Consider the following 24340-nt stretch of genomic DNA (forward strand, 5'->3'; position numbering starts at 1 on the left):
CCCAAAAACTGGGACATTTGCACTGACCCCCTGTCCCGCTAATTACCCGTTCATCGGAAAGAATAGGAGCTGCAAAAGGAAAAGCAAAGCGAACAGGTAAATGAGCCAGTGAACTTCTTTGCCTTTACCTCTTGCTAGTTTCATGAGTGGGTACGTGATGAACCCGACTGCGATTCCGGTTGCGATGCTAGCTGTAAATGGCATGGCAATCATTGTAATAAAGGTTGGGAATGCTTCATCAAACGATTTCCAGTCAATTTTTGCCAAGCCTTGCATCATAAATGAACCAACGATGATCAAGACTGGCGACGTGATTGCCGGAACGTTAGCTACGACACTAATAATCGGCGTGAAGAATATTGACAAGGCAAATAGTAGGGAGACGAAAAAGCTAGTCAGTCCTGTCCTCCCGCCCGCAGCAACACCTGAAGTTGACTCAATATAAGCAGTTGCCGGGCTTGTCCCGAATACAGACCCGACCGTTGTAGCTGTTGCATCAGCCATCAAGGCTTGTTTAGAGCGCGGTAATTTTCCATCCTTCATGAACCCGCCTTGCTCCGCGACTCCGATGATTGTTCCTGTTGTATCAAATAATGTAACAAGTAAAAATGCAATAACGACGGTATAAAGGCCGTGTGAGAAAACGCCTGCGATATCTAAATCGAAAAATACTGGAGCAGGCGGTGCAGAAATAACGCCTTCGAATTGAATTTGTCCCGTGAAGTAGGCCAGAATTCCTGTCAGAATCATACCAAGAAATAGTGCGCCTCGAATGTTTAGCATATAGAACACTAACGTAAGGAATAATCCAACAATGGTGAGCATCACCATCGGATCGGTTAAATCCCCCATCCCGATAATATTGGTCTCATTTGGAACGACAAGCCCTGAATTTTTCAATCCAACGAAAGCGATGAATAAACCAATACCAGCGGTGATCCCGAATTTTAAGCTATTTGGTATTTTATTAATCAACGTCTCCCGCAATGTCGTTAAGCTAAGAAGGAGGAATAGAATACCAGCAATAAATACCGTGCCGAACACAGTTTGGTAAGACAATCCCTGTGTAGCAACTACGGAGGCGAAATAGGCGTTTAACCCCATGCCTGGAGCGATTGCGATCGGATAATTTGCGAGTAACCCCATCATCAATGAGCCAACGATGGCTGTGATGATAGTTGCCATAAACACTTGTTCAAAAGGTACTCCCGCACTATGGAGGATTGCTGGATTCACGACAACAATATAAGCCATCGTAAGAAAGGTTGTGAGACCTGCTGTGAATTCTGTACGAATCGTTGTATTATTTTCTTTCAGTTTAAAGAATTTCTCTAACATACACACCATTCTCTCTTAAAGTTATTAACCAACATTCCATATATTATCGATAAATCCCCCAATAATCAACAAAAAATATCCCAAAAAGATGCTTGATGATTAACCTTTCGCGAATATGGGAAAAGTACACGCGAACGTACATGATAATCTTACATCCAAGGAGGTAATTGAACGATGGAAATGGAAGAGAAGAATGGGAAAATAACCCCACCTGCACAAATGCAGGACAAGCAGCCGGGGATTGAATCAAAAATGAAGCCGGAACCAGAATATACAAGTCCAAATTATAAAGGCAGTGGTAAATTAGCAGGAAAAGTAGCAATCATTACTGGTGGAGATAGCGGAATCGGCCGTGCTGTCAGCGTCTATTTTGCAAAAGAAGGGGCAGATGTTGCGATTATCTACCTGGATGAGCATCAAGATGCTGATGATACGAAGCGGTTGGTGGAGCAGGAAGGACAGAACTGTTTGCTTATTAGCGGTGATATTGGCAGCCAAACATTTTGTGAATCGGCAGTGACGCAAGTATTAAAGCATTATAAAAAAATCGATATCCTTGTGAATAACGCAGGGGAGCAGCATCAGCAGAAAGATTTTATGGGTATTACAAGTGCACAACTGGAGAAAACGTTTCGTACCAACGTATTCAGCATGTTTTATTTGACGAAAGCTGTCTTGCCGAATTTAAAAAAGGGCAGTGCAATCATTAATACTTCCTCGATTACTGCGTACAAAGGTAATGTGGATTTAATCGATTACTCCGCGACAAAGGGTGCAATCACTTCCTTCACACGTTCCCTGTCCCAGTCCCTTGTGGATAAAGGAATCCGTGTGAACGCAGTTGCGCCAGGACCAATTTGGACACCACTTATTCCCGCATCTTTCGATAAAGAAAAAGTTGGCCAGTTTGGCGGCGATTCCCCAATGAAACGACCAGGTCAACCGAGAGAATTAGCACCTGCCTATGTTTATTTGGCAAGTGCAGACGCAAGCTATGTCACAGGCCAAACCATCCATGTAAACGGTGGAACAATCGTAAGCGGTTGAACCTCTCATGACTGAAGTTGGGACATGGGGTCAGTGCAAATGTCCCAATTGGGACGTTTGCACTGACCCCATGTCCCGTATTTTAATAATAATTACTGAAGGTGTGTAATTGATCTGTCGTTGTAATGTCTTCAGAGAGTAGTGGTACATGAATGAGTTTTTGCTGTCTGAATAGCTGTTGGATTTGTTCCAAGTACAGCTTTTCATGTTCTTTTCGCTTTTTTATAAATGCTCCGTCTGCTTCTTTTGGCAGTATTTTATTAATGATGATTGTATGGACGTGCAGGTCATATCTTGCTAATAAATCAATAGCTTTTTTCGTTTCTAAAATAGGTAACCTCTCCGGATTGAGAACGAAGATAAAGCCTGTTCGATCCTGATTAAGCAGGATTTCCCGCGCTTTACGGAAGCGATTTTTCCTTTCCAGTAATACCTCATAGATTGGATCTTCAATTGGCTCACCATCATTCAATAACTGTACATAGTTTTCATTCGTTTTCTTCCGTTTCTTAAGCATTCCTTCTATCCAAACTCCCATTAGTTCTGGCAAGGTTAGGAGCCTGATTGTATGTCCGGTTGGTGCAGTATCAAATACGAGATGGTCATATTCTTCCCTTTCTTCAATGATAATGGAAATGAGTTTATCAAATAATGCTGCCTCATCTGCACCTGGTGAAGCTTTTACTGTGTCGAGCTGACGGTATACTTCGTCAGCCATGCTTGAATGGACGACCCCTTTTATATTGTCTTTTACGGTATTAATATATTTCGTCGTCTCGTGTTCCGGATTAATTTCAAGCGCATATAAATTTTGAACAATTTTTTTCGGTTCTCCGCCAATCTTTACGGAGAAAATATCCCCTAGATTATGGGCTGGATCTGTAGAAATAAGTAAGGTTTTCTTCCCCATTATAGCGAGTCTCCAAGCAATAGCTGAAGCGGAAGTTGATTTCCCTACACCGCCTTTACCCCCGATAAATAAGATTTTCTTTGTATCGTTTAACATGTGAAGCCACCTTTCCTCAATAATTAACAGCAACGAATACCGGATAGGGGGGATTTCTCCATACCCATCCGTAAATGCCAGTCATGGAACTTCTCAATCATGTATGGATAAAGTTCCAGCGTATAGTAGTAGACGGGGTTCGGAATTCCAATCATTTCGGAGTAAAGCAAGAGTAAAAAAATATCGTCCTCTTCCCGTAATTCACGGGCAATTTCCGTACGATGGGGCATACGAAGGATTTCTTCATATATTTCTATGATGCGTTTAAGACGGTCCAGCACTTTAACACCTTCTTCTTTATTGATATATAGGAAAAGGGACCAAATGAATGATCCCTTTTAAAATTACTTATCTGTCCGCTCATCATCCACATTCTCTTGTTCGAATTTCCCTCTGAACACTTGTATCGCAGTCAACGTGATCCATACCGCAAAGACAAAAATGACCGATCCGAGGACAAAGAGTAGATTATTTGCTTCATTTCCGAACCAAATCCATTCAAAGAATACTTGCTGGAACATGGCATACAACGTCATAAACATGACGAAAATCATTGGGATGAGGGTAACGGCATAGTTGATGCATTTCCGCTTCAGCCAAATGGAGATGAGCAGTAAGCTGATCCCTGCAAGTAATTGGTTCGATGTTCCAAAAAGCGGCCAGATTAAATATCCGCCAGAACCGAATCCGCTTGGTCCTTCAGGGAGAATTGCAAGGGCAGCACTAGATAGAACGGCAACAGATGTGGCGACATGTTTTTTTGTGAGTGGTTGTACATTGTATTCCGCGCCAATCTCCGCAATAATATAGCGCATTAGTCGAACGGCAGTATCTAATGTCGTCGCCGCAAAACTGACGACAATGATGGATACGATTGTTACGGAAATATGAGCTGGTATGCCAAGACCGCCTGCTAGAACGGATGCACCTTCAACGAAATTCCCAAGACCGCCAGCATTTGCAGCACTAAAGCTGGAATATGCTTCTTTAAAAGCGTCTGCATTATGGAATAAAGTTGCAACTGCTAGGATGGAGATAAGAGCTAAAATACCTTCTCCAACTGCCCCTAAATAGCCAACAAATCGGGCGTCCGTTTCTTTATTCAATTGCTTTGCCGATGTACCCGATGAAACAAGGCCATGGAAACCGGATATAGCACCACAAGCGATCGTGATAAAGAGCAACGGCAGCCAAGGAGTATCCGGATTTGCATTTGTCGCTGGTGCCGTAATCGTAGGATTTGTAAATAAAAGACCGAGATAAAGAATACCGAGCCCAACGACGAGCTGATGAGAATTGATGAAGTCTCTCGGCTGGAGGAGCATCCATACAGGTAAAGTTGAAGCGAAATAGACATAGATCATCAATATAATAATCCAGATCATAAACGCGGTTCCAACTGCACCTAAACCGAAGATCCCAGTTCCATTTTCTCCTCCCATGTACTGGACGAGGTCGATTTGGAGAAATTGGTATTCGGCCGCAAAAATAGCAGCTAAATACATTACACCAAGAGCAATTAATGATGGAAGAAGCATTTTCGCTTTCCGCTTGTACACCGCAAAGCCAATCCAGATTGCTAAAGGAATTTGAATGAATACCGGAAAAACACTTGCTGGATAAGAGATGAACAGATTGGCGATAACCCAAGCAAACACAGCATTAACCATTAGAACAAGGGTAAGAATGATAAATAAAAATAAGATTTTCCCGCGTCTTCCAATCAACTTTTCGGCAATGGTTCCGATAGATTGTCCTTTGTTACGCACTGATATTGCCAGTGTTCCGAAATCATGAACCCCCGCTGCAAAAACCGTTCCGAGGATAACCCAGAGAAATGCCGGAAGCCAGCCCCAATATAACGCAATTGCCGGACCTAAGATCGGAGCAGCCCCTGCTACAGAGGTGAAATGATGTCCCCACAAGATAAGCTTATTCGTGGGTATATAATCGACTCCATCATTGTACCGGTGGGCAGGTGTGACATAGTTCGGATCTAGTCTGAAAATCTTTTCCGCCACGAATTTGGAATAATAGCGATAACCAAGCGCTAAAATAAGCATTCCAATGATGGCAACTAAAATTGCATTCACAGCATGTCTTCCCCCTTTGTCATAAGCTACTACTATATATATTTTATGGACTATAAAACATGCGGGTTATTTTCAATTGCGAATGATTTGGAAAAAGTTAAAAGATTCTACTCAACTTTGTTGACTTTTCATTCTGAATAGATATATTATTAGAACAAACGAATTTTAAGATGCATAATGTTGGAAGCGTTATCATTTCGGGAAGTCTCATCTTTGTTTCTAACGAAATTAGCTAAAGGAGGTTATATAAGATGCATACGGATGTTGGGGGAATTCAGGAAATCGTCAGGAACAGCAAGTTAGTTCATCCGACAGAAGAGGAACAACAAAAAGCAGAGCTTGGAAATAGTGAAGCTTTTGCAGCGTTATTGAAGCGGTCACAGGAAGATCCGGAAGCATTTTGGGCAGAGGTTGCGAGTGAACTGCACTGGTTCAAACCATGGGAAGAAACGATGACTGGTGAGCTGCCTGATTTTGAGTTTTTTAAAGGGGGAATCAGTAACCCGTGTTATAACTTGCTTGATCGTCATATCGAAAATGGTGCCGGCAACCGAACCGCTCTTATCTGGGAAGGGGAAGACGGGGAAACAAGTTTTTATACGTATCAGATGCTTCTGGTTGAAGTGAGCCGTTTCGCCAATGTGCTGAAGTCTTTAGGAATTAAAAAAGGTGACCCAGTAGCGATTTATTTACCGAATCTTGCTGAATCCTTTATTGCGATACTAGCATGTTTCCGGCTTGGGGCAGTATATAGCACCATTTTTTCCGGTTTTTCCGAGCAATCCTTACGTGACCGTCTACAAGCTTTTGAGCCGAAAGTTGTTGTAACGGCCGATGCGGCTGTACGGCGCGGGCAAACGATTCCGCTTAAAAGTAAAGTGAACCAGGTTGTACGTGATATAACGAGCGTTACCGGTGTACTTGTTGTCGACCGGTTAGGAAGCAAAATTGCAATGAAAAAGGGCAGGGATGTCTGGTGGCATGAAGAACGGAAAAAAGTAGCAATTCATTGTGAACCGGCGTGGGTTGAAGCGAATGAGCCGGGAATTGTTTTTTATACGAGTGGTACGACTGGGAAGCCGAAAGGGGTAGTACACTCAGGGATGGCTTTTGTCATTCAGAATTATATTTATGCGAAGTATCATATGAATCATCAATCAGATGATGTTTTCTGGTGTACGGCTGATGTGGGCTGGCTGACGATGCATATTTGGGGTGTTGCGGGTTCCTTAGCTAACGGGGTAACAACAGTAGTTTATGACGGAGCACCAAACTATCCGGATCAGGACCGAATCTATCAAATGATTGAAAAGTATCGTGTCAATAAGCTATTCACCGCTCCTACCGCATTACGAATGCTGCGGAGTCTCGGGGAGAAGGCGCTCGGTGCATATGATTTATCTTGTCTCGATGTTGTATCCCTTGTAGGAGAACCATTTGACCCGGATACGTGGCACTGGACTAGGGATGTTTTAGGTGGTGGAAATATTTGTGTAAATAATACATGGGGCCAAACGGAAACCGCTGGGACTCCGCTTGCAGGAGCGGCTTGGCTGACACCGATGAAACCTGGATCTGCCGGTGTTGCTTTCCTTGGAATTGATGCAGCTGTGGTGGATGCTGCAGGAGCACCAGTTCCAGCAGGGACACTTGGAAACCTTGTTATCCGCAATCCATTCCCGATGCTCTCTCGCACATTATGGAAAGAGCCGGAACGTTATCATGCGACCTATTTTAGCCAGGTCAAAGGAAGTTATTATGCAAGTGATATCGCCTTAATTGATGAAGATGGTTATTTCTGGGTTGTCGGTCGTTCCGATGATGCCTTTAACGTATCCGGTCACCGATTAAGTACGATGGAAATTGAAAGTGCGGTCCTTGAAGTTCCTGGTGTGTCGGAAGCTGCTGTGATTGGTGCGCCTAATAAAATTAAGGGGGAAGTGCCGATTGTATTTGTCACCGTTGCGGAAGGGTATATAGGAAATGAGGATTTAAGGAAAAAGATTGAAGCGAGCATTGTAAAAGGGATCGGCCAAATTGCAAAACCACGTGATGTCTTCTTTGTCGAAGCAATGCCGAAAACGGTCAGCGGAAAGATTATGCGCCGGTTACTGAAAGAACTGCAAGTAGAAGGTGACGTTGCAGGGGACGTAACTGGTCTGGAAGACCCGGCAGCAATCCAGCAAATCAAAGAAGTCGTCACTGCCAAGGAAAGGTGAATGCGGGACATCAGGGTCAGAGCATTTGTCCCACTGGTACAAATGCTCTGACCCCAGTTCCATTTACTGATGTTTTAATTGTCCGAATTTAGGTTATAGATTAAATAATTAAAAATGTAGCATTACATATCGAGTAGTGGTTATTTATCGTAGTTGCTACAAAAACATAAGGGGAGGATTTTAGATGGTTAAAGATTTAAGAAAACTTGGGATTCTATTTTTTGTGGGGCTCGTGACATTACTTGCGGCTTGCGGGACGTCGGATGAGGGAGATTCCGATACAGCTTCTGCTGATGGGGAGTATGATTTGGAAGATACGTATACGGTTGTTAGCGATAATTCCTTCGTCCCTTTTGAATTCGTGGAAGACGGGGAGCTTGTCGGTTTTGATATTGAATTAATTAAAGCAATTGCTGAAGAAGCAGGCTTTGGGATTGAGAATGATGAAATTGAAACAACAAATTTTGACGGAATTATTCCAGGACTGCAGACCGGTCAATTTGAAATAGCGATTGCAGGAATGAGTATTACGGAAGAGCGTGCAGAAGTTATTGATTTCTCTGATCCCTATTATGAATCAGGGATTGCCATCGGTGTGCTAGCTGACCGGGATGATATTAATGGACTGGAAGATTTGGATGGGAAAACCGTAGCGACTCGCCTAGGAACTACTTCTGGTAACTATCTAAGAGAGAATGTTCCAGGTGCGGAAATCAATGAGTATGAGCAAATGGACCAGGTTTACCTTGCTGTAGAAAATGGTAGTGCGGATGCGGTCATGTATGATCTACCGAATATTGAATATTATATTGCAACAGAAGGAAATGGCAGTATGAAAGTGGTCGGCGAACTTTATCAAGCAGAAGATTATGGGATTGGCATCACCGCCGGGAATGAAGATTTAGTTGCCGCCATTAACGATGCATTAGCTACATTAAGAGAAAATGGAACATATGATGAGATTTATAATAAATGGTTTAGCGATGCGGAAGGTGACAGTGAAGAGGGAACGGAAGAGGACTAAATAAAACACGTAAATAATAAGGCTTATCCAAACAGATTAATGAATTTCATAATAAGGATTTACCGCTTCTACGCCACAATATGTAGTTTCGTAGAAGCTTTCTTAACTACATGCTGTGGCGAAGAAGCCGTTTTTGGTAATTATGAAATTCATTCAGATAAGATAAGCCTTATTTCAATTGAAGAGGTGAAAGGATGCTAGAGCGATTTTCGCGTTTTAATTGGGCAAGTGTAATTGATTTTTTACCCAACTTAGGAACAGGTCTTTACTATACTCTGTTAATTTCGGTAGTCGGACTGTTAATTGGTTTTATTTTAGGCGGAATCTTTGGGCTCGGACGGATTTCTAAAAATAAATTTTTCTATGCGGTTTCTTCGATTTATATTGAAGTGATACGTGGTACCCCGGTTCTCGTGCAAGCTATTTGGATTTACTTTGCTTTGCCGCTTATTACTGGATACAATATGGCTTCCGTAGTAGCTGGGATTGTCGTTATTTCGATTAACTCTGGTGCTTATATTGCGGAAATTGTCCGTGGTGCAGTTCAATCAATTGATAAAGGTCAGCATGAGGCAGGCCGGTCTTTAGGTCTGAATCAGTCACAAACGATGAAATATATCATTTGGCCGCAAGCATTTAAGCGGATGATTCCACCTTTAGGTAACCAGTTTATCATCAGTATTAAAGATACCTCGCTATTATCTGTCATTCTCGTTCCTGAGTTGATGTTCCAAGGCAGATTAATCGCTTCAAACCATTTTAATGCCGTTGAGATATATACGACGGTAGCTGTGTTTTACTTGGCGATTACGTTGTCCCTGTCTTATATTTTACGCTACGTAGAAAGAAGGTTGGATGTTCAATGATTACGGTGAAGGATTTGCATAAATCGTTTGGAGACCATGAAGTTTTAAAAGGAATTAACTGTGAGATTGCTGACGAAGAAGTAGTTTGTGTGATCGGGCCGAGCGGGTCTGGTAAGAGTACATTTTTACGCTGCTTGAACTTACTTGAAGCGATCACCAATGGAGAAGTAGTTATAGATGGGGATAATTTAGCAGATCCAAAGGTAAATATTAATAAAATCCGCACAGAAGTCGGAATGGTGTTTCAACATTTTAATTTATTCCCTCATAAGTCGGTTATTGAAAATTTAATGCTTGCGCCAATGAAAGTGAGGAAAATATCAAATAAGGAGGCGAGAAAGCGAGGGATGGATCTGCTTGAAAAAGTGGGACTTGCGGAGAAGGCGGAACAATATCCATCCCAGCTTTCCGGTGGTCAGCAGCAACGTGTAGCCATCGCCCGCTCGCTTGCAATGGAGCCGAAGCTGATGTTGTTTGATGAACCGACCTCAGCACTTGACCCAGAACTTGTTGGAGAAGTGCTTGAAGTGATGAAACGCCTCGCCATGGACGGGATGACGATGGTTGTCGTTACCCATGAAATGGGATTTGCCCGCGAGGTGGGCGATCGGGTTTTCTTTATGGATGAGGGGGTTATCATGGAGGAAGGGGACCCTAATCAGATCTTTACCGACCCGCAAAGCAAGCGGACGAAAGAATTCCTAAATAAAATTCTTTGAGAATTGATATAGCAGTCTCGCGCATGGAAGCAGGGTCAATCCCTGCTTCTTCTTTGTAATATACGTCCAAGCTGGTGAATTACTTTTAGTTCAAGGCATTGAACGAGCATACCAATGCTGGTTGTAAGCTGTTATTACTGTGATAGGTTATAGATAAGCGTGTCAGTTCCTTATGCGACGGATTATCACCACCTCAGGTCATAGATAGAGCTTATTAGTTCCTTTAGCGGTAAATCTTCTTGATGGAAAAGTGCACCACCTTTGACACTTGCCATCTTTACTTCTTCATCGATACCTACATACGGAATAAAGAAATCCTTCCCTTCATCAAATAATAACGTTAGCAACTCTGAAGTGTAATAAAAGGGATCTCGGTAAACTATTCGCTGCTATCGAATAGTTCATAGAAGAATTCTGCTTTTTCTACTTCATTTTCGGATAAGTGGGTCAAGAGATCTTCGGCTGTTCCATCTGTCATTGCTACATATGCATTTATATTGACCCGCGGTTTACGAAACACTGAATCGAATGCTTGATAAATATTTTCCCTAGCAAGATCTTTTCCCAAAATGACGGTTCTCCCTTTTGCTGGATCAAATGTACCGGCGATATTCCGGTCGACATGAAGACTTGCTTCCCTGATATTTCTTCCTTTTGCGCTTGTCATTATATTGGTTACCGAACGCTCTTCCCTGCTCGATTGTCCAATATTTAAATCCCGAACGAAAGAGCTCTTTATAACATGATTCTGTTATTTCATGCAGGAAGCGGTGTATGTTGTTCACGTTCTTCATTCTTTTTCGTAGGTATTTGTAATAATGAAATTAAGAAAAAGGGAAGGTGATAAATATGTTGAAAGTGAATCATATAACAAAGGCATACGGAAAAAAGACAGCTTTAGCAAATGTCTCGCTGGAGATTCCGCCGGGTAACTGTTTTGGTTTGGTTGGTCCGAATGGAGCCGGGAAATCGACACTTCTGAAAATCATTGCAAAAGTCATCCGTGATTATCAAGGGAAGGTTCGACAAGCAGATATGGATAGGACGATTGGTTATGTTCCCCAAGAAATAGCACTTGAAGAAACGGTCACCGCACAGGATAATCTTTTATTTTTCGGTAAACTATATGGACTTTCTCGGGAAGCGTTGAGATTACGGATAGCAGAAGTGCTTGAAGAAATAGGTCTTACGGAGCGGGCGAAGGATAAAGTCGTGACCTTTTCGGGTGGAATGAAGCGGCGGTTGAATATCGGCTGTGCTTTATTGCACCAACCCGATCTCATCATAATGGATGAGCCGACGGTCGGAATCGATCCCCAGTCTCGTCAGTATATATTTCAAATGATTGAGCAATTGAAGCAAAAGGGGACGACAATTATTTATGCGAGCCATTATATGGAAGAGATTGAACGGATTTGGGATGAAGCTGTCTTTCTTGATCACGGGGAAGTGATAGAAAGCGGAGAGATTTCAGCGATATTGCAAAAACATGGTACCCCTTCGATTTTTGTCCGCGGGGAAGACTGTCTGCCGGAGGAAATCGAAAAGCTTGGAGATATTCAGGAAAAAGAAGAAGGCTATCTGCTTATCACCTCTGCTCCACTGCACGCAATGGAGTTAATTGTTGGTTATTGTAAACAGAACGGCACTTATCCTGAACGCCTGGAGCTTGCGAAACCGCGACTTGAAGATGTTTTCTTTTCATTAACAGGAAACCTATTAAGGGAATAAAGGGAGGAGATCATTATGAAAGCGATCATGAAGCTAGAGTTAAAAAAGAACATGCAGGATAGGGGAATGATTTTCTGGACGCTAGTATTACCACTATTATTCACGGTGTTATTTATTTCCGTGTTTACTTCAGGACTTAATGAAGCCGAGAGTCGGCCTGTGATCTTGACGATTGTTCCAGGATACACGGTAATGTTCGTCTTTTTTATTATGATAACGATGACAGAGTCGCTGATAAAGGATCAAAATAACGGTCTCGTTGCCCGAATTGCAAGTACGCCGCTTTCTCGTAATTTATATTTACTGGGCAAATGGATTCCCTACATGTATATCGTTTTTATACAGATCGTTATTTTGTTATTGTTTGGAAAGCTCGTTTATAATGTTCCACTTGAGCAGTTGTTTAATATTATTGTATTGGCACTTGTGCTGACATTCATGGTGACTGGAGTAGGTCTGGCGCTGGCCATTCTTGTAAAAACAACAAATATGGGAATTGCGCTTACTCAGGTTCTTGCTTTAGGCGGAGCGGTGCTTGGCGGCTTGTGGATGCCAGTCGATATGATGCCTGATTTCATACAGACAATCAGCCGATTCACACCACAGTATTGGGGACATCAAGGATTGCAAGCAGCGATGGCCGGAACACTCGAGATAGGTGATTTCCTTAAAACCTCAAGTATTCTGCTTGGCTTCGGTATTGTTGGTTTTATCCTTGCAGTTGTCAGGTATCCGAACTTTCTTAAACGAACAACGGGATAGGGGGAGCTTCATGAAAATCAATATCGATATTGATGACCAATATGATGAACCTTCCATTACGATTCAAACGAATGAATGGACGGAAGAGTTAGAGGAAATTGTGATGATTTTAAAGCGGAAAAACAGGAAGCGTATATTCGGGGTGGAGGATGAGCAAACCATCCTCCTTGATCCGAAACGGATTGATTTTGTCTATGCGGAGAGTCGGAAAGTGTTCGCCTGTATGGGCAAACGACAAGTGGAGATTCGAATGAAATTATATGAAGTGGAGGAGTTGCTCTATCCCCATCAATTCATGCGCTTTTCTAAATCCGTTATTGGTAACTTGAGTAGAATTGAACGGTTTGAATTAGCCTTCAATGGGAATCTCTGTGTGTATTTTCAATCGGGAAACAAAGAGTATATTACAAAAAAATATGTGGGGGCAGTAAAGAAAAAGTTGGAGATGGGAGGTAAGAGCCAATGATAGCCGAGGCAATTAAAAGGATTATGACCGGAATAGCTTTTGGAGGTATTGTAACCTTCATTGCTTTAACAATCGTAATGTGGACAGGGACGGAGACTACCGTTTTTAAAATTTGGTTTTACATGCTGCTATCTTTCATCCTTGGTATTTACTTTGGTTTGTCTTCTCTAATTTTTGTGGAAAATGGAATGAGTATGCTCAAGCAGACAATCATCCACTATTGCATGTCGGTAGTTTTTTATTTCATCATTGCTCTGGTAGGTGGCTGGGTGCCATTGACATTTATTGCGATGCTCGTGACAACACTTTTATTTACGGTCGTTTATTCGATATTCTGGACCGCTTATTATCTCTACTATAAAAAAGTAGAAGAGAATTTGAATGCAAGTTTAAATCGGAGCAGGGAACCAGAAGAACAATGATTTCCATTAATTCCTGTATAAATAATTTCCTGCGATACAAACTAGCTGTAAGAAGGTGAGGCGTGGGGTCAGAGCATTTGTCCCGGAGACAAATGCTCTGACCCCACGTCCCAATGAAATGGAGGAAAATGGATGGGTTTGTTGGAGAAGATAAAAAAGGGGAACACGTCGTCTGGTGTTGCTGCGGTTGGGAATATTTTTCTTGCTGGAATTAAGGCGGTTGCAGCTTCCATTAGTGGAAGCGGGACGATGTTTGCTTCTGCCATGCATTCTCTCGCTGATTCGATAAACCAGGGATTTGTGTTTTTTGGAAGTGTGCTTGCTGAACTCCCGCCCACGAAACGATTTCCGACAGGATTTGGCAGAGTCATAAATATTTTTTGCATGATTGCTGTTGTAGTCGTAACTATCATGGCTTATGAAACAATTAAAGAAGGCTGGCATTTATTGCAACACCCAATAGAGGCGACAAACTTTTTTCTTAACATCATCATTCTTCTCATTTCATTTTTCGTAGATGGCTTTATATTAGTCAAGGCTATGAAGGAAATCCGCGATGAAACAGGCACTGCAGAAAAAGGTGGACTCATTCGTACTGCGTTCCAACAAGTTCGAAAGGCGGCACCAGCAACTCGTCTCGTCTTTTATGAAGATTTAGTTGCGACATTCAGCGCCGTCTTAGCGATTATTGGAATTGTGCTCGCCCAATTTTTCAATGTACTTGCAGCAGATGGAATCGCATCCATCATTATTGGAATCTTGATGCTTTATGTAGCATACCGAGTTGGCTATGATAATATGGTCGGATTAATTGGAGTTGCTGCACCAGCTGAAGTGGAAGAGAATATCACCAATATCATCCTTGGACATAAAGATATAGTTGATATTCAACAAATACGCATTATACAGGAGGGGCGGCTTTACCATGTCGAAGGGACGATTGAATTACGAAAAGGAATGATGCTGGACGAAGCCGACGATGTACAAATTCATCTGAGAAATATGCTCTTGAATCAGCCTGATGTAGCTGATGTTGTTCTAGGTATCCTTGAAGATGACGGAAAAATCAATTGGAAATAATAAAAATAATCACCTTGAATTCATTGGGTGATTATTTTTATATTGAAAGAATTTAATGAATCTCATAATACGTATTTAATGTTTCATCATCACCATATGTAGTTGAGTTGGTTCGTTCCCAACTATATATGGTGATGATGAAGCCGACTTTGGTAATTAAGAAATTCATTCAATTAGTCCGTTATTTGTTTATTTAACCTTTTTGTTAGCGGAAATTCATTGATTGTTCATCGTTTGTTCATAATACTCCTGTATGTGAACGCGTTCTTGTGATAGATTAGAATATGTGAGAAATAAATACGTTATAAGCAGTTGATAAGATTAAAAGGAGCCGGACGAATGTGTAAATACGCTTACCGGTCACTTGGAATCTATTAATCTCCTGTTTATCGTGAATAATAAGGAGGAAAAATAATGAAGTTCAGATTTCCACTTGGTATGGTGTTAGCTGCAATCATTTTTACGTTAATTGCAACACCAGTATCTGCGCAAATCGCAGACGGTACATATCAAGTGCCTTATGAAATGAAGGAACAGAGCAGTGACAACACGTCCATTGCCGATGGATATTTTGTTAGTCCTGCTACTTTGACGGTGGAAAATGGTGTACAGACTGTTTCGTTAACGGTAACTGGCAGTAATTATATCGAATCCCTTTCCACACCTGCTGGGGCAGTCAATGTAGTAAGCGAAGACTCCGCCAATGAAACGAGAACCGTGAGTTTTCGTGTAGATGGAGATCTATCTCAACCTTTAAACATGGACATGCATATTGTTGTTCCAGATTTATATGATACGGTCCATACAGCTCGTGCAGTATTCAATGCCAGCGGATTACCGCAAGCTGGTGCACAAGCAAGCACAGATGCAGGCGAGACAAGTACTTCCGGCGAAACTAGCGGTGCAACAGATGAATCTACAGCAAACGTCGGTGGCGAAGTAGTTGAAAATCCAAAAACTGGAGAGGAAACGCCAATCGTATTGTACACTGTCCTTTTATTAGTATCGGGAATCGCATTGATTTCCATTTGGAAATTCCGACCTGCACGTAACTAATTGAAGATACAAGGGAGAGAATGAAATGAGAAAATGGTTTCTTGCTTTAATTGTCGCATTATTAGCGCTGCCGTTATTCGGCACGTCTGTATTTGCGGAAGAGGAAGTTGTTTATGAGGACGGAGAGTATACAATAAATGCAGTAGCTCTTAAAAAAGATTCAGATGACCCTTCTGGTGCAGCTGGTTTCATAGATGAAAAAGCTGTATTGAAGATAGTGGATGGAAAAGCTACTCTGGTTATTACAGTGCCGCATAATGAAATGGCTGAAGTTACAGGTATTCAAATTGAAGGAATCGAAGCTACTGTAACCGAGGATGATGCTGCAAGGTCTATGGCATTTCCACTGGAAACTGTTAAAGCAGAACTTCACGCTCAAGTACAATATGAGGTTCCAGCGATTGGCATGAAAGGTGACGAACCATTCCGATTTATTTTAGAAAGATTGGACGAAATACCAGTTGTTGAAGAAGAACCAGAAGAAGATCCGACACCTGAACAACCAGAAGACCCTGCTGAACCGGAAGAGCCAGCAGAGCAGCCTGAAGAAGAACCAACTGAACCGGAGCAGCCAACAGAACCGGAAGATGAAAATGAGGCGGATGAAGAAGAAAAAGTGGATTCGGAATTCACTCCAGAGGAAGCATACACAATTACGTATGAATCCGATATTGCTCTAGATCGTTACTTCCATAACCCAGCTGCATTACTATATAAAGATGGAAAAACATATATCCAAATTGTTGGTAACATGGGACAGTTTATTGATTATCTGACAATCAATGGTGAGAAAGTCACGTTAAGTAATGTAGATAATAATGATCATTACATTGCCCAGTTCGAAGTTACTTCACTCGATGCAACATATGAACTTGGTATGTACATAGACACTCCGATGGGCTATATGGAACATACTGCAGAGATTTCGTTTGTAGAAGATACGAAACAGGAAGTCGACGTGGATAATTACACTCTATTAGCACCGGAGCAAGGTGAGAAGCCAGAAGAAAAACCTGAAGAAAAAGCTCCAGAAGAAGATGAAGACAAAGAAGAAACACCTAAAGAAGACGAAGATAAAAATAAAGAAAAGCCGACAAAACCTGAGAACCCTGCAAATGATGATAAAGACAACAAAGAAACACCTAAAGCACCAAAAAAAGACGATGGTCTAGTTCCAGATAAAGCGTACGAAATTAATTATGAAATCAAACATGAAACAGAGGATCGTCCATCTGCTGCAGACAGTTTCTTTGTTAAACCAGCTATTCTTTTAGAAAAAGATGGTGTCTACTACTTGCAGATCACTGTTAATGGAAGCGAATATATCAACTCTATCAAAAATGAGTTTGGCGAGTTTGTTTTCGTTCGGGAAAATATGGATGGTTCTGTTGTTTACCAGCTTAAGATTGACGGTAAATTAACGGATGAAATTATGCTTGATATGCTGCTTACAGTTCCAGGCGTTTATGAAAACCAAGCGCATTCTGCAAGACTCATACTTGATCCAAGCAGTATGAAAGCTATCGATGCAAGTAACTATCTGTTAGTTGCTTCCACAAATGAAAACGGTCCTGACGCTGAAAATGCCCAAGATCCGGAAGAAAATGCAGATGTAGCTCCAGAAGAAGATAATATTAAACCTGGTGGAAACAAACCTGGTAATAACAAACTGGATCCAAACACACCGGAAAAACCGCAATTTGGCAATTCAGATAACAATGGCGGCAAATCAACAAATACGAACACAAACTCAAGCGGACTTAACCCTAAAACAGGGGAAGAAACAAATGTCATGTTGTACATGCTGCTATTGATTGCATCTGCAATCCCATTAGCTGTTCAACTAAAAAGACGCTTTGTGTAAATAGGAACGAATATTATTTGTTCCAAGTGCAAGACGGGGCATGCAGAACCTGGCAAATGTCAGGTTCTGAATTGTCCCGACTTGTATTTTAACTCCCCAACTCTCTAGCGCTTCGGATTATTTCTCCTTCTATCCTTATATACATAATGATGCGCAACTTTTTAAACAGAGGTGTAAAGAATGAAAAATAAACTATATGTATGTTTAATGCTTTTATTTATTATTGTCTTAGCGGCTTGTGGATCGGATGAATCAGCAGCGAACTCTGATGCGAGTGCAGGCAAAGAGGAAGACGCAGAAACAACAGAGGAAACGGGGGCAGACGAAGAGGCTGAAGAAGCGGAACCGGCCCTCGAAACAGATGGTGATATCATCGCAACAACCGTAGCAATCGTAGAAATGATGGACGCACTGGAATTGGATCTTGTAGGGGTTCCGACATCTTATAAAGATCTCCCGGCCCGTTATGACGGTGTTACGGAAATCGGTATGGCAATGGATCCCGATATGGAAACGATCCTTTCCTTAAAACCGACAGATGTGCTTACCGTAACGACATTGACTGATTATGTACAGGATTCCTTTTCAGAAACAGACGTACCAGCTACATATATGAATTTAGATAGTGTTGAAAATATGTATGAAGAAATTGAGGCGCTTGGCGACAAATATAACCGGGAAGAGCATGCAGCTGAACTCGTTACAGATTTTGAAGAGAAATTAGCGGAAGTTGAAGCAAAGATTGAAGGAAAAGAATCTCCGAAAGTACTTATCCTTCTAGGTGTTCCCGGCAGTTACCTCGTCGCAACGGAAAATTCCTATGTTGGTGACTTGGTGCGCCGCGCCGGCGGAACCAATGCGATTGAGGATACAGACCTAGAGTACGTATCTGCAAATACAGAAGTATTACAACAGACCGATGCGGATATTATTTTACGAATGTCCCACGGGATGCCAGATGAAGTAGTGGAAATGTTTCATAAAGAGTTCCAAGAAAATGACATTTGGAGTCACTTTAAAGCAGTTCAAAACGATCGGGTCTATGATTTGGAAGAAACTCGTTTTGGTACTACAGCTAACCTTGCAGCCGTGGAAGCGCTCGAAGAGTTAGTTGGATTACTTCACCGGGAATTAGCAGAGTAGGGCTTACGAAAGAGGTTTTTTAGATGTACAAAAAGTTAATCAGTTTCATTGCCGTGCTTGGCTTGCTTCTCTTTGTAAGTCTTTATTCCATGATCACGGGCAGTATTGAAATTAGTCTAAGAGAACTTATTACTGGATTATTTACAGGTACGAATGAAAATGTGGAAATTATAAAAGACTTGCGCTTGCCACGGATTATTATCGCTTTGTTTGCAGGTGCTTGTCTCTCGGTTTCCGGTGTGCTCTTACAGGCCGTTTTACGGAACCCGCTTGCAGAACCGGGTATAATTGGGGTATCTTCAGGTGCAGGATTCGTTTCGATTGTGATGATCACCTTTTTCCCGACACTTTATTTCTATACGCCATTATTCTCTTTCATCGGTGGGGCGGCAGCATTCTTGCTCGTTTATCTGTTTGCATGGAAGTCTGGGCTCGATCCGCTCCGGATGATTCTCATCGGGGTCGCGATTAACGCATTGTTCACTGGACTTAGTCAATTGTTATCCGCGCAAAATGCAAGCAGCCTGATGTCAGGTATTTCCGTTGATGCATCGACACTCACGATGAAGACTTGGGATGATGTGGGGATTATCGTACTGTACGGGACGATTGGGCTTCTGCTCAGCCTGCTGCTCTATGCATGGTGTAACCATTTAGGCTTAAAGGATAAAACGTTGCGTAACCTCGGTTTCCAAGTGAACCGAGCGCGATTCACCATCTCTGTTGTCGCAGTCCTGCTTGCATCGATTGCAACAGCGATTGCTGGGATGTTCACCTTTGTCGGCCTGCTTGTCCCGCATATCGGACGTGTGCTCGTCGGTAATGACCATAAAGTGTTGATTCCGTTTTCAGCACTTGCGGGTGCTTTGCTTATTGTAACAGCAGACACGTTAGGACGGACAATCATGGCGCCAATTGAGATTCCGGCATCGATCATTATGGCCGTAATTGGTGGACCATTCCTGATATTCCTACTTAGAAAGAGTGATCGGATTTATGGAAATTAAAGATATAACTTTTGCCTATCAGGATAAAGTAGTAAGACTGCATGGGATTGAAACTGGTATTACGCCAGGGAAAATTACGACGATACTCGGCCCGAATGGTTCGGGAAAGTCAACGCTTCTTGGCGTCCTTACGAATAATCTCGCGCCCCAAAAGGGCAAGGTCATCTTAGATGGAAAAGTGATTAAACAATATAAACCGAAAGAACTTGCGAAAAAGCTTGGGGTAGTGCATCAGCAAAATAGCGCCCCGTCCGGGATGACGGTCGAGAAGCTTGTTTATTACGGAAGACTTCCCCACAAGCAAGCCTTCACGCAGCACGGAGACAAGGATGCGGAGAAGGTGGCCTGGGCGCTGGAACGTACCGGATTAATCGAAAAGCGCCATGCTCCGTTAGACAACCTATCCGGCGGTCAGCAACAACGGGCATGGATTGCGATGGCACTTGCCCAGGATACACCGTATTTATTTTTAGATGAACCAACTGCCAACTTGGATATCTTTTACCAATACGAAATACTTGAACTGGTAAAGGAGCTTTGTAAAGAGGAAGGACTCACGATTGTGATGGTACTCCATGATATCAATCAGGCGGTTCAATACAGCCATGAAATCATTGCGATGAAAAACGGCCGGATCATTTCCCATGGTAATCCAAGGGATATCGTAACAAGGCAATTGATGCAGGATGTGTATGGTGTAAATGTCGTTGTCAAAGATGACCCAGAGCTCGGCATGTATATCGTGCCGATTGGGATTTAACCGACTTAGGTGAGGTGGATGTTATGAACAATAAATTGAAACGTATACTGTCAATTGGAGTTACCCTCGTATGTGCAGGGGTTTTTGTCTATGCGGCCCATGGATTAATCAGTACGTATCTTGATTATCACAACAACAGTAAAACAATGGATGATCTCCAGCAGACTTTTTATGAAGGTGGAGGTTTTACGGAATGGGCGGATAATGACGGCGATGAGCTGAACGTCCGTTCCGGTTTCGATGTTTTGCTGGAAGAAAATGAAGAATTGGTTGGCTGGATTACAATCGACGGGACGCAAATAGATTATCCAATCCTTCAATCCGATAATAACTTTGATTATTTACGTCATGATTTTCATAATGACTATAATATTCTCGGCAGTATTTTTATGGATTTCCGGAATGATATTACATCTCTCGGTAAAAATACGATTGTTTATGGCCACCGGACGAAGGACCAATCGATGTTTGAAGGCTTGACGAAATACGAGGATCAGGCATTTTTTGAAGAGCATCAATCATTCACCTTTGATACGTTGTACGACAGTTATGAAGCGGAAATCTTTGCTGTTTATAATACGACGACGGATTTCAATTATATTCAAACCGACTTTGCAAATGATGAGGATTTTGACGCGTTATTAAATAAAATTGACGGGCATTCCTTGTATGACACAGGTGTGGATGTCACTGCAGATGATCATATCCTCACGTTATCGACATGTGATTATGAGTTGGATGAATTAACAGGAAGATTCGTTGTCCAGGCGAAGTTGACGAAAAAAGATAGTGGAGCGGTGCAGGCCGCGAAGTAAAAATCAGCAGGTCACTCATGGGAAGAATTCTTATGAGTGACCTGCTGATTTTTATTAGGATAATGAAAGACTTGTTTTGTACTCTTAGATTAAAGTGGGCGCTTAGGAGGGCTTTAAATAACCGAATGATACTCTTCCATCGAGGAAGCGTCGTTTATCGTGCCTTTAATTGCCTAGATGATGCTCTTATACTAGTTTCACCGTCGTTTATCAAGCTTTTAATCACCCCATCGACGCTCTTTTAACGACCAAATGTAATTTACAACCCGGCGTATTACAACCTACAGCAATCCAATCCACTGCCAATACGTGGCACTGAAAATAATAATGAGGAGATAGCCAATGACAGTTAATGGTATTCCGGATTTCAGGAAATCTTTTACCGTAAAGGTTCCTGTTCCGTAAGCAAGCATACTTTGCGGTGCGTTCACTGGAAGCAGGAATCCGAAGCTGACGACGAACTGCATAATAAGTACAAGCCCAATTGCGTTAAAGCTCGTTGCTTCCATACTGCCTGCAAGAGCGATGACGATTGGAATGAATGCAGAAGCAAGACTTGTTGCACTTGCAAAGCCAAGGTGGATCAGTATATTAAAAGCAGCAAGCAATGCAATCATCATCACGAGTGACATCGAATTAATTCCCATGGCTTCAAAGGAGTTTGCTGATAACCAGGATGCTCCTTCTGTCGACAAAAGAACAGTTCCAAGCGATACACCTGTAGCAAAAACAATCAATGTTCCCCAAGGCACTTTTTGTTGAACTTCTTTCCAGCCAAAAATTCCAACAATCGGAGTCAGCATGACAGCTACAGCGACAATCATAATTGTCGTGGAGTCGAATGGGTGAAGCAATCCTTCTGTTGACCAGAGGATAAGCAGGGCGAGTGCGATAATAATGAGTTTCATTTCTTTACCTGACATTTTACCCAACGCTTCTAGCTGTTTTTTAAGACTGATTCCTTGCGATATATCTGGAATATCAGGTTTGATGAGTCGGGTCATGACAAAATACAAGACAAATGACATGATAATCGCCCAAGGAGCTGCGTATAGGAACCATGCTCCCCATGTGATATCCATTCCGTATTCAGCTTGAATAAACCCTAAAGCGACCATATTCTGGGCAGCTGCTGTTTTAATCCCGATATTCCAGATTGAAATAGACTGCACAGCTGTAATCATTAATAAAGCCGCAAGCCTACTTTCTTTTGCTAGTCCAAAAGCTGCAACAATTCCGAGTAAAATCGGTACGAGCGTTCCAGCTCTTGCAGTTGCACTTGGGACAAACAGCGCTAAAATGAAACTCACTAGAATCGTTCCCATTACGAGTCTGCCAGGTTGTGTACCTACTTTAGATAAGATGTATAAAGCGATCCGCCGGTGCAGTCCGGTAATCTCCATCGCTGCTGCAAGAACGAGTGCGCCACCGACGAGCAGGACAGCAGTAGAGCTGAATCCCCCAATTGCCAAACTAAGAGCTTGGCTTGTGCCGTATGTTACCGATGGGTCTTCAATTGTCGGGGATAAACCGATGAATAATGCAAGTAAACTGACGATCATCACCGCGCTTACTGGATATGTTACAGCTTCCGTTATCCAGAGAATGACAGCAAATGCGAGCACTGCGAGTGCACGTTGTCCGGCTACAGGTAATGTTTCCGGGTTAGGTAAGAACAAGATGATGAACATGACAGCAGTTGCGATAAGTAGAATGACGAAACTTTTCTTATTGATCTTCATGTGCTGATTCCTCCTCGAAATCGAACAGTGTCTATTGGCATGATCTGATTCTAGCTTCATTATACAGTAAGGAAAGGTGCTTACCTGACATCTCTCTGACAATTTGTTAAACTTTTACGACTAATTTACACTTCCCTAAAGTTGTAAAAGGAAAACGGAAACAGAAAAAAGGTTAAGCCATGTAGGGCCTAACCTTTTGAGTTCATTTATTATACTTTAAAGCACCATTTGGTTCTGGAATTTCGTTTGGTTCGAGCTGGTTCATTTTACAGAAATGCAAAAAGAATTCTTCCGCAAGTTGTTTTTCATTTGGATCTTTTTTGAGTGATACGATATCTCTCAAAATTTGTGCAGCCCAAATATTATCGAAATAACGATATTTCCCAGTGTTCCATGTCATGCGGTGCGGGTATTTTTCATTAATATAATAATTCCAAAACAGCATGTCTTCGGCTTCTTCGTCGGAAAGTTTTAATCGAAGTTCAGAATGAGCAGGAATGAGCCCGTCTTCTGCGAGTCTCCCGATAAATGTTTCTTCTACCATGTATAGCCCGACGATTTTACGTTCGTTTTCATCTTCTTCATCATCCCGTTTGGTAAGCAACACGAGGCTGTTTTGATGGAGACGAACGGGCTTGTTCGGATTCCCTTTGTTTTTACCGCTTCTAATTTCGCCAGCGAATACTTGCCAATCGGCAAATGCTTGCTCTTCTTCTGTATCCTCAAGCCAAAATACAAGTTGGGATTTTTCATGAAGCCGGTGGTTTTTCAATAATTTCTTAAGTTCATTCTTGCGTTGCTGTTCTAAAATACGCTGTGCTTGTTCTTCTTCCCGTTCTTTTTCCAGTTGTTCCTGTTTTGCTTCAAACTTTGTAATAGCTTGTTTTAATGTTGCTTGTGCTGAATCATCCTTGAGCTTTAAAAACTTTCCAAAGGCATCAGGAAAAACAAACTTCTTCGTTTCCTTATCAAAATCAATCGTTACAAACTCATCATCTTGGTCCACAATATTACCTTTACCGAAACTTTTGTGCATGACCTTTTTGTCAATCAGATTCATTTTTCCACTCCTTTAGATTATGCCCACGACATTCTTTTCGAGCGATACGACTTCTGCAAGTATGTTTACCGGTCCAACAGCGGGGGAGTTTTGGGATGAAAATAGAGCATCCCAATTCAA

General features: G+C 42.1%; 23 protein-coding genes. 16 read left to right on the plus strand and 7 right to left on the minus strand.

Translation table 11 applies throughout. From position 1 onward, the window contains the following. Positions 1 to 42 precede the first annotated feature (42 nt). Positions 43 to 1338, minus strand: coding sequence for an NCS2 family permease (locus L3V42_RS10250; RefSeq protein WP_235762504.1), 1296 nt, complete (start codon positions 1336 to 1338; stop codon positions 43 to 45). Positions 1339 to 1512: 174 nt separating this feature from the next. On the opposite strand from L3V42_RS10250, the gene L3V42_RS10255 reads away from it, so the two are divergent. Further along, entirely contained in the window at positions 1513 to 2385 is an 873-nt protein-coding gene (locus L3V42_RS10255) for an SDR family oxidoreductase (protein WP_238471930.1), read from the plus strand. Between the two features lie 82 nt (positions 2386 to 2467). On the opposite strand, the gene L3V42_RS10260 is transcribed toward L3V42_RS10255, so the two are convergent. The 3 genes from L3V42_RS10260 to L3V42_RS10270 form a co-directional block, all read right to left on the minus strand. Further along, on the minus strand, positions 2468 to 3391 hold the full coding sequence (locus L3V42_RS10260; protein ID WP_238471931.1) for an ArsA family ATPase: 924 nt from the start codon (positions 3389 to 3391) through the stop codon (positions 2468 to 2470). A gap of 23 nt (positions 3392 to 3414) precedes the next feature. Beyond that, positions 3415 to 3672, minus strand: a complete 258-nt coding sequence (locus tag L3V42_RS10265; RefSeq protein WP_235762507.1) for a cory-CC-star protein — start codon at positions 3670 to 3672, stop codon at positions 3415 to 3417. 63 nt (positions 3673 to 3735) lie between these two features. Beyond that, positions 3736 to 5484, minus strand: a complete 1749-nt coding sequence (locus L3V42_RS10270) for a carbon starvation CstA family protein (RefSeq protein ID WP_238471932.1) — start codon at positions 5482 to 5484, stop codon at positions 3736 to 3738. A gap of 251 nt (positions 5485 to 5735) precedes the next feature. Here L3V42_RS10270 and L3V42_RS10275 point away from each other — a divergent pair, with 251 nt between their 5' ends. The 4 genes from L3V42_RS10275 to L3V42_RS10290 all read left to right on the plus strand — a co-directional run bounded on the left by L3V42_RS10275 (position 5736) and on the right by L3V42_RS10290 (position 10312). Then, entirely contained in the window at positions 5736 to 7703 is a 1968-nt protein-coding gene (locus L3V42_RS10275) for an acetate--CoA ligase (protein WP_238471933.1), read from the plus strand. A gap of 184 nt (positions 7704 to 7887) precedes the next feature. Beyond that, a complete protein-coding gene (locus L3V42_RS10280) occupies positions 7888 to 8727 on the plus strand; it encodes a transporter substrate-binding domain-containing protein (protein WP_235762509.1) in 840 nt (279 codons plus the stop codon). A gap of 194 nt (positions 8728 to 8921) precedes the next feature. After that, positions 8922 to 9593, plus strand: a complete 672-nt coding sequence (locus tag L3V42_RS10285; protein WP_235762510.1) for an amino acid ABC transporter permease — start codon at positions 8922 to 8924, stop codon at positions 9591 to 9593. Continuing rightward, positions 9590 to 10312 carry an amino acid ABC transporter ATP-binding protein gene (locus L3V42_RS10290; protein WP_235762511.1) on the plus strand — a complete coding sequence of 241 codons (723 nt, stop codon included), beginning with the start codon at positions 9590 to 9592 and terminating at the stop codon, positions 10310 to 10312. The genes L3V42_RS10285 and L3V42_RS10290 overlap by 4 nt, the downstream gene beginning before the upstream one ends. A 379-nt stretch (positions 10313 to 10691) precedes the next feature. Here L3V42_RS10290 and L3V42_RS10295 read toward each other — a convergent pair whose 3' ends face one another. After that, positions 10692 to 11051: a Ger(x)C family spore germination protein gene (locus tag L3V42_RS10295; protein WP_438822756.1), complete on the minus strand. Its 360-nt coding sequence runs from the start codon at positions 11049 to 11051 to the stop codon at positions 10692 to 10694. A gap of 110 nt (positions 11052 to 11161) precedes the next feature. On the opposite strand from L3V42_RS10295, the gene L3V42_RS10300 reads away from it, so the two are divergent. The 11 genes from L3V42_RS10300 to srtB all read left to right on the plus strand — a co-directional run bounded on the left by L3V42_RS10300 (position 11162) and on the right by srtB (position 21418). Further along, positions 11162 to 12043: an ABC transporter ATP-binding protein gene (locus tag L3V42_RS10300; protein WP_238471934.1), complete on the plus strand. Its 882-nt coding sequence runs from the start codon at positions 11162 to 11164 to the stop codon at positions 12041 to 12043. A 15-nt stretch (positions 12044 to 12058) separates the two neighbouring features. After that, positions 12059 to 12805 carry an ABC transporter permease gene (locus L3V42_RS10305; RefSeq protein WP_235762514.1) on the plus strand — a complete coding sequence of 249 codons (747 nt, stop codon included), beginning with the start codon at positions 12059 to 12061 and terminating at the stop codon, positions 12803 to 12805. A 10-nt stretch (positions 12806 to 12815) separates the two neighbouring features. Then, the gene (locus L3V42_RS10310) at positions 12816 to 13271 is read left to right on the plus strand and encodes a LytTR family DNA-binding domain-containing protein (RefSeq protein ID WP_238471935.1); all 456 of its coding nucleotides are present in this window, start codon (positions 12816 to 12818) and stop codon (positions 13269 to 13271) included. After that, on the plus strand, positions 13268 to 13693 hold the full coding sequence (locus L3V42_RS10315) for a DUF3021 domain-containing protein (RefSeq protein WP_238471936.1): 426 nt from the start codon (positions 13268 to 13270) through the stop codon (positions 13691 to 13693). The genes L3V42_RS10310 and L3V42_RS10315 overlap by 4 nt, the downstream gene beginning before the upstream one ends. Before the next feature lie 132 nt (positions 13694 to 13825). Next, on the plus strand, positions 13826 to 14773 hold the full coding sequence (locus L3V42_RS10320) for a cation diffusion facilitator family transporter (RefSeq protein ID WP_238471937.1): 948 nt from the start codon (positions 13826 to 13828) through the stop codon (positions 14771 to 14773). A 414-nt stretch (positions 14774 to 15187) separates the two neighbouring features. Further along, the gene (locus tag L3V42_RS10325) at positions 15188 to 15829 is read left to right on the plus strand and encodes an NEAT domain-containing protein (protein ID WP_235762518.1); all 642 of its coding nucleotides are present in this window, start codon (positions 15188 to 15190) and stop codon (positions 15827 to 15829) included. A 25-nt stretch (positions 15830 to 15854) separates the two neighbouring features. Then, positions 15855 to 17693, plus strand: coding sequence for an NEAT domain-containing protein (locus L3V42_RS10330; RefSeq protein WP_235762519.1), 1839 nt, complete (start codon positions 15855 to 15857; stop codon positions 17691 to 17693). A 180-nt stretch (positions 17694 to 17873) separates the two neighbouring features. Next, a complete protein-coding gene (gene isdE, locus L3V42_RS10335; RefSeq protein WP_235762520.1) occupies positions 17874 to 18836 on the plus strand; it encodes a heme ABC transporter substrate-binding protein IsdE in 963 nt (320 codons plus the stop codon). A 23-nt stretch (positions 18837 to 18859) separates the two neighbouring features. Further along, on the plus strand, positions 18860 to 19843 hold the full coding sequence (locus tag L3V42_RS10340) for a FecCD family ABC transporter permease (protein ID WP_235762521.1): 984 nt from the start codon (positions 18860 to 18862) through the stop codon (positions 19841 to 19843). Then, positions 19833 to 20603 carry an ABC transporter ATP-binding protein gene (locus tag L3V42_RS10345; RefSeq protein WP_235762522.1) on the plus strand — a complete coding sequence of 257 codons (771 nt, stop codon included), beginning with the start codon at positions 19833 to 19835 and terminating at the stop codon, positions 20601 to 20603. The genes L3V42_RS10340 and L3V42_RS10345 overlap by 11 nt, the downstream gene beginning before the upstream one ends. Positions 20604 to 20626: 23 nt before the next feature. Continuing rightward, complete coding sequence (gene srtB, locus L3V42_RS10350) at positions 20627 to 21418, plus strand: class B sortase (protein ID WP_235762523.1); 792 nt, start codon at positions 20627 to 20629, stop codon at positions 21416 to 21418. Between the two features lie 281 nt (positions 21419 to 21699). On the opposite strand, the gene L3V42_RS10355 is transcribed toward srtB, so the two are convergent. Together L3V42_RS10355 and L3V42_RS10360 are read right to left on the minus strand one after the other, a co-directional pair. Further along, entirely contained in the window at positions 21700 to 23160 is a 1461-nt protein-coding gene (locus tag L3V42_RS10355; protein WP_235762524.1) for a DASS family sodium-coupled anion symporter, read from the minus strand. A gap of 202 nt (positions 23161 to 23362) precedes the next feature. Beyond that, the gene (locus L3V42_RS10360; RefSeq protein ID WP_235762525.1) at positions 23363 to 24220 is read right to left on the minus strand and encodes a malate synthase; all 858 of its coding nucleotides are present in this window, start codon (positions 24218 to 24220) and stop codon (positions 23363 to 23365) included. Positions 24221 to 24340: the final 120 nt, after the last annotated feature.

Source organism: Oceanobacillus alkalisoli (assembly GCF_022213125.1).
Taxonomy (GTDB): domain Bacteria; phylum Bacillota; class Bacilli; order Bacillales; family Amphibacillaceae; genus Oceanobacillus; species Oceanobacillus alkalisoli.

Bases quoted from the DNA above. Each gene is read 5' to 3' on its own strand.
- L3V42_RS10255 (WP_238471930.1), top strand. From the start codon at position 1,513: ATGGAAATGGAAGAGAAGAATGGGAAAATAACCCCACCTGCACAAATG.
- L3V42_RS10280 (WP_235762509.1), top strand. From the start codon at position 7,888: ATGGTTAAAGATTTAAGAAAACTTGGGATTCTATTTTTTGTGGGGCTC.
- L3V42_RS10330 (WP_235762519.1), top strand. From the start codon at position 15,855: ATGAGAAAATGGTTTCTTGCTTTAATTGTCGCATTATTAGCGCTGCCG.
- isdE (WP_235762520.1), top strand. From the start codon at position 17,874: ATGAAAAATAAACTATATGTATGTTTAATGCTTTTATTTATTATTGTC.
- L3V42_RS10290 (WP_235762511.1), top strand. From the start codon at position 9,590: ATGATTACGGTGAAGGATTTGCATAAATCGTTTGGAGACCATGAAGTT.
- L3V42_RS10315 (WP_238471936.1), top strand. From the start codon at position 13,268: ATGATAGCCGAGGCAATTAAAAGGATTATGACCGGAATAGCTTTTGGA.
- L3V42_RS10320 (WP_238471937.1), top strand. From the start codon at position 13,826: ATGGGTTTGTTGGAGAAGATAAAAAAGGGGAACACGTCGTCTGGTGTT.
- L3V42_RS10360 (WP_235762525.1), bottom strand. From the start codon at position 24,220: ATGAATCTGATTGACAAAAAGGTCATGCACAAAAGTTTCGGTAAAGGT.
- L3V42_RS10250 (WP_235762504.1), bottom strand. From the start codon at position 1,338: ATGTTAGAGAAATTCTTTAAACTGAAAGAAAATAATACAACGATTCGT.
- srtB (WP_235762523.1), top strand. From the start codon at position 20,627: ATGAACAATAAATTGAAACGTATACTGTCAATTGGAGTTACCCTCGTA.
- L3V42_RS10345 (WP_235762522.1), top strand. From the start codon at position 19,833: ATGGAAATTAAAGATATAACTTTTGCCTATCAGGATAAAGTAGTAAGA.
- L3V42_RS10260 (WP_238471931.1), bottom strand. From the start codon at position 3,391: ATGTTAAACGATACAAAGAAAATCTTATTTATCGGGGGTAAAGGCGGT.
- L3V42_RS10275 (WP_238471933.1), top strand. From the start codon at position 5,736: ATGCATACGGATGTTGGGGGAATTCAGGAAATCGTCAGGAACAGCAAG.
- L3V42_RS10285 (WP_235762510.1), top strand. From the start codon at position 8,922: ATGCTAGAGCGATTTTCGCGTTTTAATTGGGCAAGTGTAATTGATTTT.
- L3V42_RS10305 (WP_235762514.1), top strand. From the start codon at position 12,059: ATGAAAGCGATCATGAAGCTAGAGTTAAAAAAGAACATGCAGGATAGG.
- L3V42_RS10325 (WP_235762518.1), top strand. From the start codon at position 15,188: ATGAAGTTCAGATTTCCACTTGGTATGGTGTTAGCTGCAATCATTTTT.
- L3V42_RS10300 (WP_238471934.1), top strand. From the start codon at position 11,162: ATGTTGAAAGTGAATCATATAACAAAGGCATACGGAAAAAAGACAGCT.
- L3V42_RS10355 (WP_235762524.1), bottom strand. From the start codon at position 23,160: ATGAAGATCAATAAGAAAAGTTTCGTCATTCTACTTATCGCAACTGCT.
- L3V42_RS10340 (WP_235762521.1), top strand. From the start codon at position 18,860: ATGTACAAAAAGTTAATCAGTTTCATTGCCGTGCTTGGCTTGCTTCTC.
- L3V42_RS10310 (WP_238471935.1), top strand. From the start codon at position 12,816: ATGAAAATCAATATCGATATTGATGACCAATATGATGAACCTTCCATT.